The 15,314-nt window shown below is 60.6% G+C and carries 19 protein-coding genes and 1 tRNA gene; 2 read left to right on the top strand and 18 right to left on the bottom strand.

Annotated elements, in window-relative coordinates; all coding sequences use genetic code 11:
* The 5 genes from GBM95_RS13120 to GBM95_RS01950 all read right to left on the bottom strand — a co-directional run.
* Positions 1-159, bottom strand: a 159-nt coding sequence (locus GBM95_RS13120) for a helix-turn-helix domain-containing protein (protein ID WP_404817488.1), incomplete at its 3' end; no start/stop codon positions are given.
* A 329-nt stretch (positions 160-488) separates the two neighbouring features.
* Positions 489-564, bottom strand: a tRNA-Thr gene (locus GBM95_RS01965).
* 27 nt (positions 565-591) lie between these two features.
* On the bottom strand, positions 592-987 hold the full coding sequence (locus GBM95_RS01960) for a ClpXP protease specificity-enhancing factor SspB (protein WP_152157537.1): 396 nt from the start codon (positions 985-987) through the stop codon (positions 592-594).
* 104 nt (positions 988-1,091) lie between these two features.
* Complete coding sequence (locus tag GBM95_RS01955; RefSeq protein ID WP_152157536.1) at positions 1,092-1,712, bottom strand: glutathione S-transferase N-terminal domain-containing protein; 621 nt, start codon at positions 1,710-1,712, stop codon at positions 1,092-1,094.
* 286 nt (positions 1,713-1,998) lie between these two features.
* The gene (locus GBM95_RS01950) at positions 1,999-2,751 is read right to left on the bottom strand and encodes a Nif3-like dinuclear metal center hexameric protein (protein ID WP_152157535.1); all 753 of its coding nucleotides are present in this window, start codon (positions 2,749-2,751) and stop codon (positions 1,999-2,001) included.
* A gap of 44 nt (positions 2,752-2,795) precedes the next feature.
* Between GBM95_RS01950 and GBM95_RS01945 the strand changes: the two genes are divergently transcribed.
* On the top strand, positions 2,796-4,016 hold the full coding sequence (locus GBM95_RS01945) for a S1C family serine protease (RefSeq protein ID WP_152157534.1): 1,221 nt from the start codon (positions 2,796-2,798) through the stop codon (positions 4,014-4,016).
* Between the two features lie 118 nt (positions 4,017-4,134).
* Here the strand turns inward: GBM95_RS01945 and tatC are convergent, their stop codons facing one another.
* The 12 genes from tatC to GBM95_RS01885 all read right to left on the bottom strand — a co-directional run bounded on the left by tatC (position 4,135) and on the right by GBM95_RS01885 (position 12,220).
* Positions 4,135-4,941: a twin-arginine translocase subunit TatC gene (gene tatC / locus GBM95_RS01940; protein WP_139688442.1), complete on the bottom strand. Its 807-nt coding sequence runs from the start codon at positions 4,939-4,941 to the stop codon at positions 4,135-4,137.
* A 15-nt stretch (positions 4,942-4,956) separates the two neighbouring features.
* Positions 4,957-5,595, bottom strand: coding sequence for a Sec-independent protein translocase protein TatB (gene tatB / locus GBM95_RS01935; RefSeq protein WP_152157533.1), 639 nt, complete (start codon positions 5,593-5,595; stop codon positions 4,957-4,959).
* Between the two features lie 190 nt (positions 5,596-5,785).
* Positions 5,786-6,034 carry a Sec-independent protein translocase subunit TatA gene (gene tatA, locus GBM95_RS01930; RefSeq protein WP_152157532.1) on the bottom strand — a complete coding sequence of 83 codons (249 nt, stop codon included), beginning with the start codon at positions 6,032-6,034 and terminating at the stop codon, positions 5,786-5,788.
* 14 nt (positions 6,035-6,048) lie between these two features.
* Positions 6,049-6,396 carry a histidine triad nucleotide-binding protein gene (locus GBM95_RS01925; RefSeq protein ID WP_139688439.1) on the bottom strand — a complete coding sequence of 116 codons (348 nt, stop codon included), beginning with the start codon at positions 6,394-6,396 and terminating at the stop codon, positions 6,049-6,051.
* Between the two features lie 154 nt (positions 6,397-6,550).
* The gene (murA, locus tag GBM95_RS01920; RefSeq protein WP_152157531.1) at positions 6,551-7,804 is read right to left on the bottom strand and encodes a UDP-N-acetylglucosamine 1-carboxyvinyltransferase; all 1,254 of its coding nucleotides are present in this window, start codon (positions 7,802-7,804) and stop codon (positions 6,551-6,553) included.
* A 79-nt stretch (positions 7,805-7,883) separates the two neighbouring features.
* Positions 7,884-8,153, bottom strand: coding sequence for an STAS domain-containing protein (locus GBM95_RS01915; protein ID WP_152157530.1), 270 nt, complete (start codon positions 8,151-8,153; stop codon positions 7,884-7,886).
* Entirely contained in the window at positions 8,150-8,824 is a 675-nt protein-coding gene (locus tag GBM95_RS01910) for an MlaC/ttg2D family ABC transporter substrate-binding protein (protein ID WP_152157529.1), read from the bottom strand. Before GBM95_RS01910 ends, GBM95_RS01915 begins: the two co-directional genes overlap by 4 nt.
* A 37-nt stretch (positions 8,825-8,861) precedes the next feature.
* Positions 8,862-9,629 (bottom strand): MlaA family lipoprotein, encoded by a 768-nt coding sequence (locus GBM95_RS01905; RefSeq protein WP_152157528.1) that lies wholly within the window; start codon positions 9,627-9,629, stop codon positions 8,862-8,864.
* Between the two features lie 2 nt (positions 9,630-9,631).
* Positions 9,632-10,102, bottom strand: a complete 471-nt coding sequence (gene mlaD / locus GBM95_RS01900; RefSeq protein WP_152157527.1) for an outer membrane lipid asymmetry maintenance protein MlaD — start codon at positions 10,100-10,102, stop codon at positions 9,632-9,634.
* Positions 10,103-10,126: 24 nt separating this feature from the next.
* Complete coding sequence (mlaE, locus tag GBM95_RS01895) at positions 10,127-10,903, bottom strand: lipid asymmetry maintenance ABC transporter permease subunit MlaE (RefSeq protein WP_152157526.1); 777 nt, start codon at positions 10,901-10,903, stop codon at positions 10,127-10,129.
* Positions 10,904-11,719: an ABC transporter ATP-binding protein gene (locus GBM95_RS01890; protein WP_226963112.1), complete on the bottom strand. Its 816-nt coding sequence runs from the start codon at positions 11,717-11,719 to the stop codon at positions 10,904-10,906.
* Between the two features lie 3 nt (positions 11,720-11,722).
* Positions 11,723-12,220, bottom strand: coding sequence for an acyl-CoA thioesterase (locus GBM95_RS01885; RefSeq protein WP_152157525.1), 498 nt, complete (start codon positions 12,218-12,220; stop codon positions 11,723-11,725).
* A gap of 337 nt (positions 12,221-12,557) precedes the next feature.
* Between GBM95_RS01885 and GBM95_RS01880 the strand changes: the two genes are divergently transcribed.
* On the top strand, positions 12,558-14,861 hold the full coding sequence (locus GBM95_RS01880) for a penicillin-binding protein 1A (protein ID WP_374046846.1): 2,304 nt from the start codon (positions 12,558-12,560) through the stop codon (positions 14,859-14,861).
* Between the two features lie 145 nt (positions 14,862-15,006).
* Here GBM95_RS01880 and cyaY read toward each other — a convergent pair whose 3' ends face one another.
* A complete protein-coding gene (cyaY, locus tag GBM95_RS01875) occupies positions 15,007-15,306 on the bottom strand; it encodes an iron donor protein CyaY (RefSeq protein WP_152157524.1) in 300 nt (99 codons plus the stop codon).
* Positions 15,307-15,314: the final 8 nt, after the last annotated feature.

Raw genomic sequence — 15,314 nt, 5'->3', positions numbered from 1 at the left:
GGTAACCCATTGACGGCTCAATCCGAGTCTGCGTGCAATTTCGGCGCGCTTTACTCCATCACGGAAGTAAACAATGCAGCGGCGGCGAAGCTCGAGCTGAGCTTCAGGAGTGGCCTTGCGGCCGTCGAGGGTTGTGGTGGTTTTATCTTCATATCTCATTTATCAATTATAACATAACCGTAGCCGCTTGTCAACTATTTTGTGCCTATGTTAATAACATAGAGCCCGAGAACGCCGCCCACGTTATGTAGGCGGTTATCACTGGGGAGGTTCTTTACCTGAAGGGCCGTGAGCTCGGCACCGCGTTTCATATTTCACCCCGTTTTATGATGGTACAAACATAGGCTAAGTGCCATACCATCATACATACCATCAATAAAACGCGGCTAGTGGGGGTCTAAGGCGAACGGCGGCGGGCAGCTTTTTGCGCTAAGTGATTGAAATAAAAGAAAAGCCCGAACTGCTATGAACAGTCCGGACCTATGTCTTGGTGCCCCTTAACTGACTCGAACAGTTGACCTACCGCTTACAAGGCGGTTGCTCTACCAACTGAGCTAAAGAGGCGGAAAGCGGATTATACAGAAAAATGCGTTATTTGATTCGCATCGGGCGCCGCGGCGCGACGCTGCTGCCCGTAAGTTTTTCGAGCAGTTCGGGGCTCGTCGGGCTCGCCATGAAAGAGGCTCCCTCAACGGCCTGCTCGGCAGCTGCGACATGAACGACACGGTTCAAAGGCACGACGATTTCCATCGAATCCGTCTCATCGCCGAAGCGCGCTTCGAAGGAGAGGTATTCGTCATTCATCTGGAAGCCCCGCACCGCTTCGTCGTCGATGTCGAGAATGATCATCCCGTCCTTCACGTATTCCGTCGGCACCCGGCAGGCGCTGTCGACTTCCACCCAGATGTAGGGGCGGAAATAATGTTCGGCGCAGTATTCCCGAACGGCGTCAATCACGATCGCCCGAAGATTCTGGTAGCTGCTCATGGCGGCATCCTCGACACTCTGAAAGGAAACCCGCATGAATTGCGGGTTCAGAAAAATGGGGTTTCAGCATGTGCATCCCCGCAAGGGGATGCACAGTTGAAGCCTTACTTGCGCATCGTGCGTTCCTGGGCCGTCATCGAATCGATGAAGGACTGGCGCGCAAAGAGGCGCTGGGCATAGATCTCAAGCTTCGTCGCCGTGGCGGAGAGCTGAATGCCGTAGTAGGGAACGCGCCAGAGGATCGGAGCGAGCACCACGTCGATCATGCCGAAGTCGTCCGAGAGGAGGAACTTCGTATCGCCCACGCGCATCGAGAGGATGTCGAGGTTTTCGCGCAGACGCCGGCGGGCGAGCGCACGGCGATCTTCGTTCGAGCGGGCGTTCTCAAGCACCTTCACGTGGGGGATGAGTTCGCGCTCGAGCACATGGAGGAAGAGACGCGTGCGGGCGCGGCCGACCGGGTCCGCGGGCATCAGCTGCGGATGCGGGAAGCGCTCGTCAATGTATTCATTCACAACGTAGACGTTGTAGAGAAGAAGGTCGCGTTCCGTAAGGACCGGAAGCTCACCGTACGGGCTCATGCGGACGACCGCAAGATCTTCCTCGTTCTGCACAACGCCGTCGAGGTCAACCGACTTGACTTCGAATTCGCATCCCTTTTCATTAAGGAGAATGCGGCTCATCTGAGAGAACGGGCAGGTCGGGCCCGAGTAGAGATACATCATCGTGTTTTAGCCTTGAGCGGATGCTGAGTGCCCCGGGGACCACCATTGGATCTCTGGAACGCCTTCCCCTGATGAAAGCGCCTCGGGCACGAAAGATATAAATTGTACCTAAAGATAGTTACGTAACAATTTCAAAGCCATGAAATTTCAATGAACTATCTCTGTTAGAGAGGGAAATATATTTTTGTAAATAAATGTATTGCGACCTAATCTGACGCGTCAATTCCTGCCGTTTGAAAGCGTGCAGGAACGACGCGGAGCGCCTCAGCCTCTCTGCCCGGAGTCCTCAGACCGGATTTTCCTGCGGGATATATTCAATCTCGAGTTCCGGGAACGTCTCCTTGATCAGGCGTCCGAGCGCCTGAATGCCGAACTGCTCCGTCGCCGTATGGCCGGCCGCAAGATAAGGAACGCCGAGTTCCACGGCTTCAAAGGTCGTGTGCTCCCGGATTTCGCCCGAGAGATAAAGGTCGCATCCGAGCGCTGCGGCAACGCCTAGTTCATCCTGAGCGGCGCCCGAGCACCAGCCGATGCGGTGTACGCGTTTATCGGCCGGCCCCACGAGAAGGGGCGTCCGGTGAAGGGCTTTTGCAACGCGATCGGCAAATTCCGCAGCCGTCATGGGGCCTGAAAGAATTTCCCCGGCATGGAGGAGCCCGTATTCGCCCGCACGGGTATCAATCGAGAGTCCGAGGACGCGCGCAAGCTCGGCGTTGTTTCCGACCTCAGGGTGCGCATCGAGCGGCAGGTGGTAGCCGATGAGGTTCATGCCGTTTTCAATGAGGCACCGGATGCGGCGCCCTTTCACGCCCACGATCCTTGCATCCTCGCCGCGCCAGAACCAGCCGTGATGCACGAGAACGGCGTCGGCGCCCTTCGCTGCGGCAGCCTCAAGAAGACCGAGCGAAGCGCTCACCCCGAGGACGATTGAAGAGATGTTTTCACGTCCCTCAACCTGAAGTCCGTTCGGAGCATAATCTCTGAATTCTCCGGGCTTCAGGACGCCGTCCAGAAACTCTATGAGGGCTTTTGCCTTCATCTCTTTCCTCCTTTTCTCAAAAGCCAAAACTTTTCCAGACCATCATGGTAGCGCCAAAGGCAAAAACGGCACGTCTCAAGCAGCTCTGGCTTCTTTTTGCTCAGGCCGTTACCGTGGGCTGCGCAGCGGCGCTCGTCTGGAAGACCTTTTTCCCGGCGCCGGAACCGAGCCCCGCGCCGAATCCTCCGAAGGCGGAGGATCCGCTCGAAAAGGATCTCGCGCTTCTTGCAATGAGCGGCGACTACAGCAACGCCGTCAGCATCGCCGCGCCCTCTGTCGTCAACATCTTCACGAGAAAGACCGTCCGCATGAGCCGCGCCGACGAGCTCGGCGTCGACTGGAATCAGGATCCGGAGCTTCATCTGAAGGCGCTCGGGAGCGGCGTCATTGTCTCCCCAAACGGCGACATTCTCACCAACTTCCACGTGGTCGACGGCATCCGAAGCATCTTCGTCGCGCTCTCCGATGGGCGCACCTATGAGGCGACGCTTCGCGGGAACGACGTCGAAACCGACCTTGCGCTCCTTCAGGTCAAGGCGAAGGACCTTCCCGCCATCCGGCTCGGCGACTCCTCTGAACTTCGCGTGGGTCAGACCGTGCTCGCGATCGGAAACCCCTTCGACGTGGGGCAGACCGTCACCTCCGGCATCATTTCCGCCCTCGGCCGCCACGGATTCGGCCTCAACAATTACGAAGACTTCATTCAGACCGATGCCGCCATCAACCAAGGGAATTCCGGGGGCGCACTCGTCAACCTCCGGGGCGAACTCATCGGCATCAACAGCGCCATTTTTTCGCCCGACCATGTGGAGGGCTTTGTCGGCATCGGCTTTGCCATTCCAAGCTCCATCGTGAGCACGGTGCTTCCCGCAATGATGGCGGGCCAGACTGTGGAGCGCGGCTACATCGGACTCGTGCCCCGGCAGCTCTCCCAGGAGCTTGCTCAGGACCTGAGTCTGCGCGTGCGCTCGGGCGTCATGGTGAAGCAGGTCATTCCGAATTCCCCGGCAGCCAAGGCCGACATCCGGAGCTTTGACGTCATTCTCGAGGTAAACGGTCAGCCCATTGCCCGCGCAAACCGCCTTCTTCAGATCATTGCCCGGCTGAAGCCCGGCACCGACGTGGAAGTGAAGATCCTCCGCGGGAACCGCACGCTCACAAAGCACGTCGTGGCCTCGCAGCGTCCGCGCGGGTCGCTCGAAAAGGAAGCCATCATTCCGTCGCCTGCCGAAGAGGAAGGCGACTTTGAGGAAAGAAGCCGCTGACGCTTCGGGCTCCCGCACACCGGGCAAAAGAAAAGGCGCCTTTCCACCCTGCCCCGGGTGATTAGAGGCGCCTTTTTCTTCTGAAGGGAAGAAAGAATCTCTGCTTCTTCAGGCTTCATCAGCCTTCCGCGTCTTCCTCCGCCTTCTTTTCCTTCATTTCCTCGACCTCATCATCGGTCTTGCCGAAAGCCTGAACGCACCAGATGCCGACCTGGTAGAGAACGACGAGCGGAAGCGCGAGGAGAATCTGCGAAAGAGCATCAGGCGGCGTAAAGATCGCCGCGATCACGAAGGCGCCGACGATCACATAGGGACGGGCCTTCTTCAGTTTCGTGCAGGACGCAAAACCCACGCGGTTGAGAACCACCACGAAAATCGGCACTTCAAAGGTAAGGCCGAAGGCGAGGAACATCGTGAGAACGAAGCTGAAGTAGGAGTCGATATCGGGCGCGAAGTTCACCGAATCCGGCGAGAACCCGGCGATGAACTGGAAGACCATCCGGAAGACGATGAAGTAGCAGTAGGCCATGCCGACCGCAAACATCACGATGGAGCTGATGAGAACCGGAAGCGCAAGGCGCTTTTCGCTTCTGTAGAGCGCAGGCGCCACATAGGCCCAGATCTGATAGAGCACGATCGGGAGCGCAATCAGGAAGGCGAGAAAGAGCGTTACCTTCAAGGGCACGAAGAACGGCGCCACCACGCCCGTTGCAAGGAGCTTCGCGCCCTGCGGAAGCGCCACCATCAGAGGCTGCGACAGGTAGTCGAAGATCTGCTTCATGAAGGGCGAGAGGCAGGCGAACACCACCACGATCGCGATCACGGACTTCATCAGTCGGTTGCGCAGTTCAATGAGATGCGCCACCAGCGGCTGCTCGTTCGCGGGATCGTCAGGCGCCTCAAGCACCGGCTTCTGATCGGTCATTTCTCACACTCTCTCTTATCGATAGATACGGGTACGGAGGCTCTTCGCGCGGGGAGCCATTCCGGTGCGCCGTCCGCCCGCGCCGCCAAGCGTCGTTTCGCGCATGCCGAGTTCGCGGCGAAGCCGCTCGATTTCCTGAGCAAGCTCGTCGACGGAGGGACCCGAGTGATAGCGCTTCGCAAAGGTCTTGGGCTCGTTCCACGCATAGGCGGGCGTCATGATTTCGCTGTCGGTGCTCGCGTCGCCCCAGCCGTAGACCTCATTGATGTCCTTGGCGGAAGCCACGCCCGAATTCGCCTCTGCGGGCGTTCCGGCAACGCTGCTCTTGGCTTCATTGAAGGCAGTCTCAGCAGCCTTCCCGGCATCATTCGCCTCATCGGCCACGGACTTCACCGAAGACTCAATGCTCGAGGCCTGACTCTCCACGGTCGACTTCACGTCGTTCGCGAGATTCTTCGCCTCATCCTGAATGCGCTTGAGTTCGGAGAGCTCGGTCTCCCGATCAATGTCGGACTTCACCTGCGCAACGAAGCGCTGCGCTTTGCCGATCCACTCGCCGGTCTTGCGCGCAACGAGCGGGAGCCTCTCGGGCCCGAGCACAATGAGCGCAACGACGCCGACGATCATCATTTCGCTGAAACCGAAATCAAACATGACGTCTCTTCACTGCAAAAGGCCGCGGACAACTCATGAGGAGCTGCCGCGGTCCATTGGCGACACATAAGAAGACGCGGGAAGCACTTCACGCGTCTCAAGAAAGCCGCAGGACTTTTTGAAGCGCCTGCGGCATCCGGCCCGCTCCCGGGAAGCCCTTCAGGCGCCCGGCATGCGGACTCTCGAGGAATCAGGCCTTCGGCTTGTCCTTGGCTTCGACGTCGATCGTGTCAGCCTGCTTGGCGGCGGCCTGCTGCGGGATTTCCTTCGGATCAGCAGCCTTGTCGGCGGGCTTATCCTCCGCGTCGCGCATGCCTTCCTTGAAGCCCTTGATGGCGCCGCCCAGGTCCTTGCCCATGTTCTTCAGCTTGCCCGTACCAAAGACGAGAACGACGATGGCGAGGACGATGAGCCAGTGCCAGACGGAAAGAGAACCCATTTTGTACTCCTAGATCAGAATTCAGTCGTGCGCTTCCAGGGGCGGGGGCCGCCCAGAACGTGCACATGCAGATGCGGAACTTCCTGACCGCCGTCGCGGCCGGTATTGATGATCACGCGGAAGCCGTTTGCGCAGCCTTCCTGAAGCGCAAGGGTGCGCGTCAGGCCAAGCATTTTACCCAAAAGCGGCTCATCGGCCGCTTCTGCCGTGGCAAGCGACGTGATGTGCTTCTTCGGAATAATCAGAAAATGCACCGGCGCCTGAGGATGAATGTCCCTGAAGGCGACGACGTCGTCGTCCTCGTAAATCTTGCTGGAGGGAATTTCACCCGCAGCGATCTTGCAGAAGATGCAGTCCGACATGTCTCGTTCCTGTTGGGAGCGCTTCGATAAAAAACCGCTCCCGCTTTTTTGAGAAAAACGTTTGCCTGAGGGGCGTTTAAAAAAAGACGCCCCTCAGCATGAATATTGGATGATAGCGGCTGATCGGTCAACCTGTACCAAGGTCTAGCCTTTTTCAGCTTCGAATGCGCTCGACATCGGCGCCGAGCCCGCGGAGCTTCTCCTCCATGTGCTCGTAGCCGCGGTCGAGGTGATAAAGCCGGTCGACCGTGCTTTCGCCCTGGGCGGCGAGCGCCGCAATCACGAGGGACGCAGAAGCCCGGAGATCGGTCGCCATCACGGCTGCGCCCTCAAGCGCTTCCACGCCCGTGACGACGGCCGTATGGCCATTGACGCAGATCTTCGCCCCCATGCGGGCGAGTTCGGGCACGTGCATGAAGCGGTTTTCGAAGATCGTTTCCGTGATTTCCGAAGAGCCTTCCGCGATCGCGGCAATCGCCATGAACTGAGCCTGCATGTCGGTCGGGAACCCCGGATGCGGTGTCGTGCGGATCCTCACGGCCTTGGGGCGCCCCGTCATGCGAAGACGCAGCCAGTCGGCACCGGCTTCAATGGAAGCGCCCATTTCGCGAAGCTTCGCCGTCACGGCCTCAAGGTCCCCGGGCACGCAGTGCGTGACGAGGACGTCGCCCCGCGTGGCCGCCGCTGCGCAGAGGTAGCTTCCCGCCTCGATGCGGTCGGCGACGACCTTGTGTTCAGCTCCGTGAAGCGTCTTCACGCCCTCAATGACGATGGTGGGGGTCCCCGCCCCGCTAATCTTCGCCCCCATGGCGATGAGGCAGTCGGCAAGATCCACCACTTCCGGCTCGCGGGCGGCATTTTCAATGACGGTTTCGCCGTCCGCGAGGACCGCGGCCATCATGAGGTTTTCCGTACCCGTCACCGTCACCATGTCGGTGATGATGCGCGCGCCCTTCAAGCGCGGCGATGCGGCGTCGACGTAGCCGTGATCGATCTTCACCTCGGCCCCGAGCGCTCTCAGTCCCTTGATGTGCTGATCCACCGGACGGGCGCCGATGGCGCACCCGCCGGGGAGACTCACCCGCGCGGCGCCGAAGCGCGCCACAAGGGGACAGAGCGTCAGAATCGACGCGCGCATGGTTTTAACGAGTTCATAGGGCGCAACGGTGCTCGTCAGCGCCCCCGCGTTGAGGGTCACTTCATGGCCTTCCCGCCGGATCTTCACGCCCATGCCTTCAAGGAGCAGAAGCATCGTGCGCACGTCGGCAAGATCGGGCACGTTCGTGAGCTTCAGGTCTCCGGCCGTGAGAAGTGACGCACAGAGAATCGGGAGCGCCGCGTTTTTTGCTCCGCTGGTGCGGACTTCGCCTACGAGGCGGCGTCCGCCGCGGATCTTGAGCTTTTCCATGAATGACTGCTTTTTAGAAATTCTGTTGTTCTGTTGGGAAAGAGGAATCGGACCGGGAAGTCCGGAGCCTCAGCGCGCTTTACTTTTCTTTTGGAAGCCCGAGAAGCGCCTCAACGCCGTAAAGGCGCGCAAGCGTCTTGAGGTCGGCGGGAACGCCCTCGATCGCGAGGTCTTTCCCCGACGCCTCTGCTTTTCTGCGTGCCGAAAGAAGGGCTGAAAGCGCCGCGCTGTCGGCGCGCTTCACGTTTGAAAGATCAACCGTGAAGTCGCCCGAGGCTTGTGCGGCGAGGAGCTCCTTCTTGACTGCCGGAGCATTCTCGAAGTCGATGACTTCCTCAGCGACTCTCACTTCGAAGCCTCTTTCTTCTTCATGGTTTCGGCGAGTTCGGCTCCCTTTTCGTTGAAGAGCTTGATCAACCCGTCGACGCCGTCCTGCGACAGAACGGACGCAAATTGCGAACGGTAGTTCTCCACCATCCAGATCCCTTCGATATTGACGTCGACGATCTTCCAGCACTTGTCCTTCGCCTGATAGATGCGGTAGTCGAGCGCAATGGGATTCGCCGAACCGCTCGTGAGGAGCGTGCGGATCACCATTTCCGGACGCACGGTTTTGACGCGCGTCGGCCTCAGTTCGCACTTCTGATCCTGGACCGCGGAGAGCCCGCCCGCATAAACGCGCATGAGAAGCGTCTCAAAGCCTTCCTCGAGCGCGGCTCTCTGCTCCTTCGTCGCCGTTCTCCACTTCGGGCCCACCGTCATGCGGGTCATCATCGTGAAGTCGGTCGCCGGCATGATGATGCCGTCGACAAGCTCGCGAAGCGCATCGATATTGCCCGACTTCAGGGAGTCGCTGCCGCGGATCCGCTCGAGCACGGCATTGGAAAGATCCACCACGAAGGCAAAGGGGTCGCCCTTGTCGTCATAGGGGAGGCTCCCGGCCGCACGGGCGGGAAGGAAGGGCGCCGCGGCAGCGGCGGCCGCAATGAGCGAACTCGTAAGAAATGTTCTGCGCTGCATGGTTTGATTCTCCCAATGATCTTTGTCCTGCGGGAATTTATTCCTCGTCGCTGAAGTCGAGCGGCGTAAGCGTCTCGAGCTCTTCTTCGGCATCCATGGCCTCGCCGTCCGCTACCGCGCGGCGGCGCGCCGCCAGGTACGCATCGCGAACGGCGGCGTATTCGTCAACGGTCGACTCGCGGAATTTCTCAAGCTCGAGAAGCCGCGCACGGGTATCGAGTCCGTCGACGACCCAGAGGCCGGCACTCCAGTACCAGTCCTCATCCCAGAGCGCCCAGGTGGTCGGGCTCGTAGCCCATCCTGCCGGATAACGCGTCCAGTCGCGGGTCGACGAGGGCCCGAGCACCGGAAGAACGAGGTAGGAGCCTTCGCCCACGCCCCAGACGCCAAGCGTCTGCCCGAAGTCCTCGGGCGCTTTTTCGAGTCCGATTTCGGACGCCACGTCAAAGAGCCCGGCAATGCCGAAGGTGGAATTGACGAGGAAGCGGAAAAAGGTGCTGATTCCCTTGTCGGCCTTGCCCTGCAGGAGGTTGTTCACCGTGTTCGTAGGTTCGCCGAGGTTGTCCATCGCGTTCGAAACCCCGGTCTGCACGAAGCCGGGCGTCCATGCAACGTAAGCTTCAGCCACAGGCTTTGCCACCGCGCGGTCGAGCGCATCGTTGAAGGCATAGACGTTGCGGTTGAAGGCCTCATACGGATCGACCGGGTTTTCGCCCGCATTGGGCGGGACCTGCGCGCACCCGGCAAGGAAAAGCGCGGCGCAGAGCGCTGCCCCTGCAGCAGGCTTCAATATCTGCTTCTTCATTTTTACTTCCCGCCGTCCTCAGCCTTTGAATAGAGGAACTGGCTGATGAGGTTCTCAAGCACCACGGCGCTCTGCGTGCGGCGGATGACCGAACCTTCCTCAAGGTTCTTGTCGTCTGCGCCCGCTTCAATTCCGACGTACTGTTCGCCGAGGAGCCCCGAAGTGAGAATCTTCGCCGAGCTGTCGTCAGGGAACGGATACTGGGCGTCCATGTCCATCGTCACGCGCGCCTGAAAGGTTTCCGGATCAAAGACGACGGAGCGCACGCGCCCGACGACGACGCCAGCACTCTTCACGGCTGCACGGGCCTTGAGGCCCCCGATGTTGTCGAAGTCCGCCGTGACCGCATAGGTCTTGTGCCCGAAGGAGAAGCTTCCGAGGTTGGCCGCCTGCAGCGCCATGAAGAGCGCCGCCGCGAAGCCGAGCACGATGAAGAAGCCGACCATTATTTCGAGAGAGCGATTTTTCTGCATTGTTCTTTCTCTACTGGAAGAAAATCAAACCACGGTGAACATCGAGGCCGTCATGATGAAGTCGAGCCCGAGAACGAGAAGCGAGGAGACGACGACCGTAATCGTCGTTGCATGCGCCACGCCGTCGGGGGTAGGCCTCGAGGCATAGCCCTGATAGAGGGCGACGAGCGTCACGGCAATGCCGAAGACCACGCTCTTGATGAAGCCGTTCCCGACGTCATGGAAGATGTCGACGGCCGCCTGCATCTGCGACCAGAAGGAGCCGCTGTCGGTGCCGATGAGGCCCACGCCCACGATCCAGGCGCCGATGATGCCGACGGCGGAAAAGATGAGCGCGAGCACAGGCATCGCGACGAATCCGCCGATGAAGCGGGGAGCGAGCACCCGCCGGAAGGGGTCGACGCCCATCATTTCCATGGCGGCGAGCTGCTCGCCCGAGCGCATGAGGCCGATTTCAGCCGTAAGCGCCGTGCCGGCGCGCCCGGCAAAAAGGAGCGCCGTGACGACGGGACCGAGCTCGCGCACGAGCGAAAGCGCGACAAGCACGCCAAGCGCTTCCTCGCTCCCGTAGCTTACGAGCACGTAGTAGCCCTGAAGACCCAGCACGAAGCCGACGAACAGACCCGACACCCCGATGATGAGGAGCGAGTAGTTTCCGATGAAGTGGATCTGTTGGATGATGTTGCCGAATCCCGCGCCCCAGAGGCGCGAAAGCACCTGGCCGGAAAAGATGCCGAAGCGCCCGGTCGATGCGAAGAGCCCGAGCACCCAGGCGCCGAGCCTTGCGAGAAGGTCCGTCATTTACTGATTCCTCCCGCGCTTGAATCCAAGGTCCGAAGCATAGTCGGGCGCATGGTACTGGAAGGGGACCGGGCCGTCGGGAAGGCCCCCGACAAACTGCTTCACAAAGGGGGCGGAAGACACCTTGAGCGATGCCGGATCGCCCTCGGCCGCCACGCGCGCGTCCGAAATCATGTAGACGTAGTCGGCGATCTCAAAGGTCTCCGCCACGTCGTGCGTGACGATGAGCGACGTCGCGCCCAGTGCGTCGTTGAGCGACCGGATGAGGCGCGCCGTCACGCCCATAGAAATGGGATCGAGCCCCGCGAAGGGTTCGTCGTAAAGAATAAGCGCCGGATCAAGCGCGATGGCGCGCGCGAGCGCAACGCGGCGCGCCATGCCGCCCGAGATTTCCGCCGGCATGAGATTCGCCGCACCGCGCAGTCCCACGGCATTGAGCTTCATGAGAACAAGGTCGCGCACGGTCTCTTCGTCGAGATTCGTCTGCTCGCGGATCGGGAAGGCAACGTTGTCGTAGACGGAGAGGTCGGTAAAAAGCGCGCCGAACTGAAAAAGCATCCCCATGCGGCGGCGCAGCCGGTAAAGACCCCTGCGGTCCGCAGGATCGAGCTTTTCGCCGCCGACGCGGATTTCTCCCGCATCGGGCGTGAGGAGCCCGCCGATGAGCTTCAGGAGCGTCGTTTTCCCCATGCCGGAGCCGCCCATGATGGCGACCACCTTGCCGCGGCCGAAGTCCATCGAGACATTCTCGAGAATCCGGCGACTGCCGTATCCGAAGGAGAGATTCTTGATCGAAAGATAGGTTTCGAGCGCCACCGGTTACGCCTCCTTGAGTCCGAGCAGATTCGCGCCGGGCGAAAAACGGATCGGCCGCGCGATCCCGAGCGCCTTGAGTTCCGGGTCGTCGGCGGCGATAAGCGCCACGTGCGCGAGATCGGCTTCGGGAAGAAGCACCGGACGGCCGCGCTCGGCGTCGATGTAGACCCACTCGGTCGCGCCGACCACGAGAAGCGTTTCGCCCCGGCGGATTGCGTAGCGCCTGAGGCTCGCCGCCCCGTGAGCGCTCTGAATCCAGGTGTAGACGTCAAGCTTTTCTCCCTCAAAGCTCGGGCGCAGATATTCAATCCAGTGCTCGCGCGCAACCCAGGCGCGCTTTGCGGCCTTGAGCGCCTCAATGCCCCAGCCGATCTCTGCGGCGTGCGCCGTCGCGGCATGCTCCATCCACCGGAGATACTCGCGGTTGTTGACGTGCCCCTGAATATCAATGGATTCGGGCCCCACGACAAGGCTTTCGTGATAAATGCGCGCTGCAGACATGAATGCGGAAGAAAAGTGAACAACTGTTCATTGCGGACTGCCAAAAAATGCCCGGCACAACTTCCGGGCGCACAGTCCATGGAGCGGACAATTTTACGACAGAGCCCGGGGTCGATATGCTGCCGGAGGCCCCGCCGGAAGCATTATCTCAGCGGAAAAACTGCAAAAGCTTGTTGCCGTGCGCCAGTAAAGCGGGAACAGAAGAGAGGCGCAGTTTTTATAATCACGGACATTTTCCTTCCCGTCTCCATTCATCCTCCTGAGGACTCCGCCCGTGCCGATTGCCCGCTCCACCAAGAAGGTTCAGAAATCCTCCAGACCCTCCGCCTTCTGGCGCGTGCTCAAATGGGTTGTCGGTATCGGCGCAGCCGGAGCGCTTTCCGGAATTCTGCTTCTCGTCTTCGTTTTCGCATACATCTATCGGGAGCTTCCTCCCATTGACGCCCTCACGGACTACCGCCCCAAGGTGCCGCTTCGCGTCTGGAGCGCGGACGGGAAGCTGATCGGCGAATTCGGCGAGGAGCGGCGCGACTTCGTGAAGCTTTCCGACGTGCCGGACCACGTGAAGTACGCGATCCTCTCGGCAGAGGACGACGGTTTTTACGAGCACCCCGGGATAGAAATCACGGGCATCGTGCGCGCGGCGCTCATCAACATCCTCACGGGCCGGCGCGGTCAGGGCGGCTCCACCATCACGCAGCAGGTGGCGAGAAACTTCTTTCTGACGACCGAGCGCACCTACACGCGAAAGCTCTACGAGATCGCCATGTCCTTCAAGATCGAGCACGAGCTCACGAAGGACCAGATTCTCGAGATCTACATGAACCAGATCTACCTCGGTCAGCGGGCCTACGGGTTCGCCGCCGCGGCGAGAACCTATTTCGGCCGGCCGCTCACCGACATTTCCGTCGGCGAAGCCGCGACCATCGCAGGCCTTCCGGTCGCGCCCTCGGCCTACAACCCGATTGCGAATCCGACGCGCGCAACGATGCGCAGGAACTACGTGCTGCGGCGCATGTACGACCTCGGGCACATCGACGACCTCACCTACCAGACGGAAAAATCGCTCCCGATGCAGGTGCGCCGCGTGGTCGAGGAGGATGCTCCGGCCAACGCCAATGCGAGCGCCGACAAGGTGACGGCGCATTACGCCGCCGAACTCGCCCGCATGATGATGTTCGACATCTTCGGCGACGAAACCTATTCGCGCGGCATCAACGTCTACACCACGATCCGCATGGACGAGCAGCGCTCTGCGGTTGATGCCGTGCGCCGTCAGCTCATCACGTACGACCGCCGCTACGGCTACCGCGGCCCCGAGGACTTTGTGGAGCTTGGAAGCGCGGGCGACCGGGCGAAGGCGATCCGCACCGCGCTCTCCAAAACGGCTTCTTCGCCCTTCATGCTCCCTGCCGTCGTGACGGAGGCGTCGCCCGAAAAGATCGTGGCGGCGATCTCCCCATCAGAAACCATCACGCTCGACAAGGAAAGCCTCAAATTCGGCCGCCGCCATCTTGCGAAGAAGCCCGCGCGCGGCATCACGCCCATTCGCCCGGGATCGGTCATCCGCGTGATGCACCCGCTTTCCGGGAAGAACGCTGCTGAAGTCTGGACCCTTGCCCAGGTGCCCCGCGTCGAAACGGCCTTTGTTGCCGCGGACTTCAATTCGGGCGCGGTGAAGGCGCTCGTCGGCGGCTTCGACTTCAACCTCAACATGTTCAACCACGTCACGCAGGCGTGGCGTCAGCCCGGCTCGAGCTTCAAGCCCTTCATCTACTCCGCGGCGCTCGAAAAGGGATTCACCGCATCCACCGTCATCAACGACGCGCCCATTTCGATCGACCCCAAGCTCACGGGCAACAAGCTCTGGGAGCCGAAGAACTACGAAGGTCGATTTGATGGTCCGATGCCGCTCTACCGGGCGCTCGAGCTCTCGAAGAACCTCGTGACGATCCGCATCATGCAGTCGATCACGCCCGCTTATGCGCAGCAGTACATCGAGCGCTTCGGCTTCTCGGGGAAGAACCACCCGGCGAATCTCCCGATGGCATTGGGTGCGGGCAGCGTCACGCCCTGGCAGATGCTCGGGGGCTACATGGTCTTCGCGAACGGCGGCTACCGCGTGCAGCCCTACCTCATCGACCGGGTGACGGACGCTCAGGGCGCGACCCTCATGCAGGCGACGAACCGTCAGGCGGGCGATCCCTCGATCCGCGCGATCGATGAAAGAAATGCCTTCGTCATGAATTCTCTGCTGCACCGTGTTGCCATCAACGGCACCGCCCGACGGGCGACGAGGGAATTGAAGCGCGACGACATCGCGGGCAAGACCGGCACCTCGAACGACAGTCAGGACGCCTGGTTCTGCGGCTATGCCGGCAATACGGTTGCCGTCGGCTGGATGGGCTACGACCAGCCCAAGCCCCTGGGCTCGCGGGAAACGGGCGGCGGCCTGGTGCTCCCGATCTGGGTCGACTTCATGAGGACGGCGCTGAAGGATGTGCCGGAAACGGCCCGCATTCAGCCTGAATCCGTTGTTGAAAGGGACGGCCTCTACTACTACCGCGATCCGGTGAAGGGCGGCGACGCCTTCTCGGGCGATCTTGATGCCCGCGACCTGGTGCGCGATCAGATCTTCTGACGCGCCGCAGAGCTTCTGAGGAAAAGACCCGTCTTTCCGGCGGATCTTTTCCGTATTGCGGGAAGCGCCTTGCGAAGCTCGCTGGATAAAATTGGAAAGCACTCGCCTCAAGGGGAATCCCTGTCAGAAGCGAGCGGAGAGCGCGCTAGCGGCTCATGAGCGCATCGATTGCGCCCTCGACGGTTGCCTCGAGCGTGCGTCCGTCGCGCGGATTGATCCAGCCCTGGTCCGTTTCTCTGAAATGCATGCCTCCCAGATGCGAGGCAAACCAGATTTCCTGCATCGGCGTCTGGATGTTGACGACTGCCTGAGCGCCGTCCTCGAGCTCAATCGTGAGGACGTTTCCGCTCCTTGTGCAGTCGACATCCTCGTACTTCGATTCAATATGGTCCTGAAGGCGGTTCATTTCCGCCTCGGCCTCTTCCAGAAATTCCGTTTCCGTCATTTCCTTCT

Origin of the sequence: Sutterella seckii, from assembly GCF_009183815.1 — a bacterium.
GTDB lineage: Bacteria > Pseudomonadota > Gammaproteobacteria > Burkholderiales > Burkholderiaceae_F > Sutterella > Sutterella seckii.
The sequence above is the reverse complement of the archived record's forward strand: the minus strand, read 5'-3'. Positions and strand labels throughout refer to the sequence as shown.

Bases quoted from the DNA above. Each gene is read 5' to 3' on its own strand.
- GBM95_RS01945 (WP_152157534.1), top strand. From the start codon at position 2,796: ATGGTAGCGCCAAAGGCAAAAACGGCACGTCTCAAGCAGCTCTGGCTT.
- tatC (WP_139688442.1), bottom strand. From the start codon at position 4,941: ATGACCGATCAGAAGCCGGTGCTTGAGGCGCCTGACGATCCCGCGAAC.
- mlaD (WP_152157527.1), bottom strand. From the start codon at position 10,102: ATGCAGAAAAATCGCTCTCTCGAAATAATGGTCGGCTTCTTCATCGTG.
- GBM95_RS01960 (WP_152157537.1), bottom strand. From the start codon at position 987: ATGAGCAGCTACCAGAATCTTCGGGCGATCGTGATTGACGCCGTTCGG.
- cyaY (WP_152157524.1), bottom strand. From the start codon at position 15,306: ATGACGGAAACGGAATTTCTGGAAGAGGCCGAGGCGGAAATGAACCGC.
- murA (WP_152157531.1), bottom strand. From the start codon at position 7,804: ATGGAAAAGCTCAAGATCCGCGGCGGACGCCGCCTCGTAGGCGAAGTC.
- mlaE (WP_152157526.1), bottom strand. From the start codon at position 10,903: ATGACGGACCTTCTCGCAAGGCTCGGCGCCTGGGTGCTCGGGCTCTTC.
- GBM95_RS01955 (WP_152157536.1), bottom strand. From the start codon at position 1,712: ATGATGTATCTCTACTCGGGCCCGACCTGCCCGTTCTCTCAGATGAGC.
- GBM95_RS01905 (WP_152157528.1), bottom strand. From the start codon at position 9,629: ATGAAGAAGCAGATATTGAAGCCTGCTGCAGGGGCAGCGCTCTGCGCC.
- GBM95_RS01885 (WP_152157525.1), bottom strand. From the start codon at position 12,220: ATGTCTGCAGCGCGCATTTATCACGAAAGCCTTGTCGTGGGGCCCGAA.
- GBM95_RS01950 (WP_152157535.1), bottom strand. From the start codon at position 2,751: ATGAAGGCAAAAGCCCTCATAGAGTTTCTGGACGGCGTCCTGAAGCCC.
- tatA (WP_152157532.1), bottom strand. From the start codon at position 6,034: ATGGGTTCTCTTTCCGTCTGGCACTGGCTCATCGTCCTCGCCATCGTC.
- GBM95_RS01925 (WP_139688439.1), bottom strand. From the start codon at position 6,396: ATGTCGGACTGCATCTTCTGCAAGATCGCTGCGGGTGAAATTCCCTCC.
- GBM95_RS01910 (WP_152157529.1), bottom strand. From the start codon at position 8,824: ATGCAGCGCAGAACATTTCTTACGAGTTCGCTCATTGCGGCCGCCGCT.
- tatB (WP_152157533.1), bottom strand. From the start codon at position 5,595: ATGTTTGATTTCGGTTTCAGCGAAATGATGATCGTCGGCGTCGTTGCG.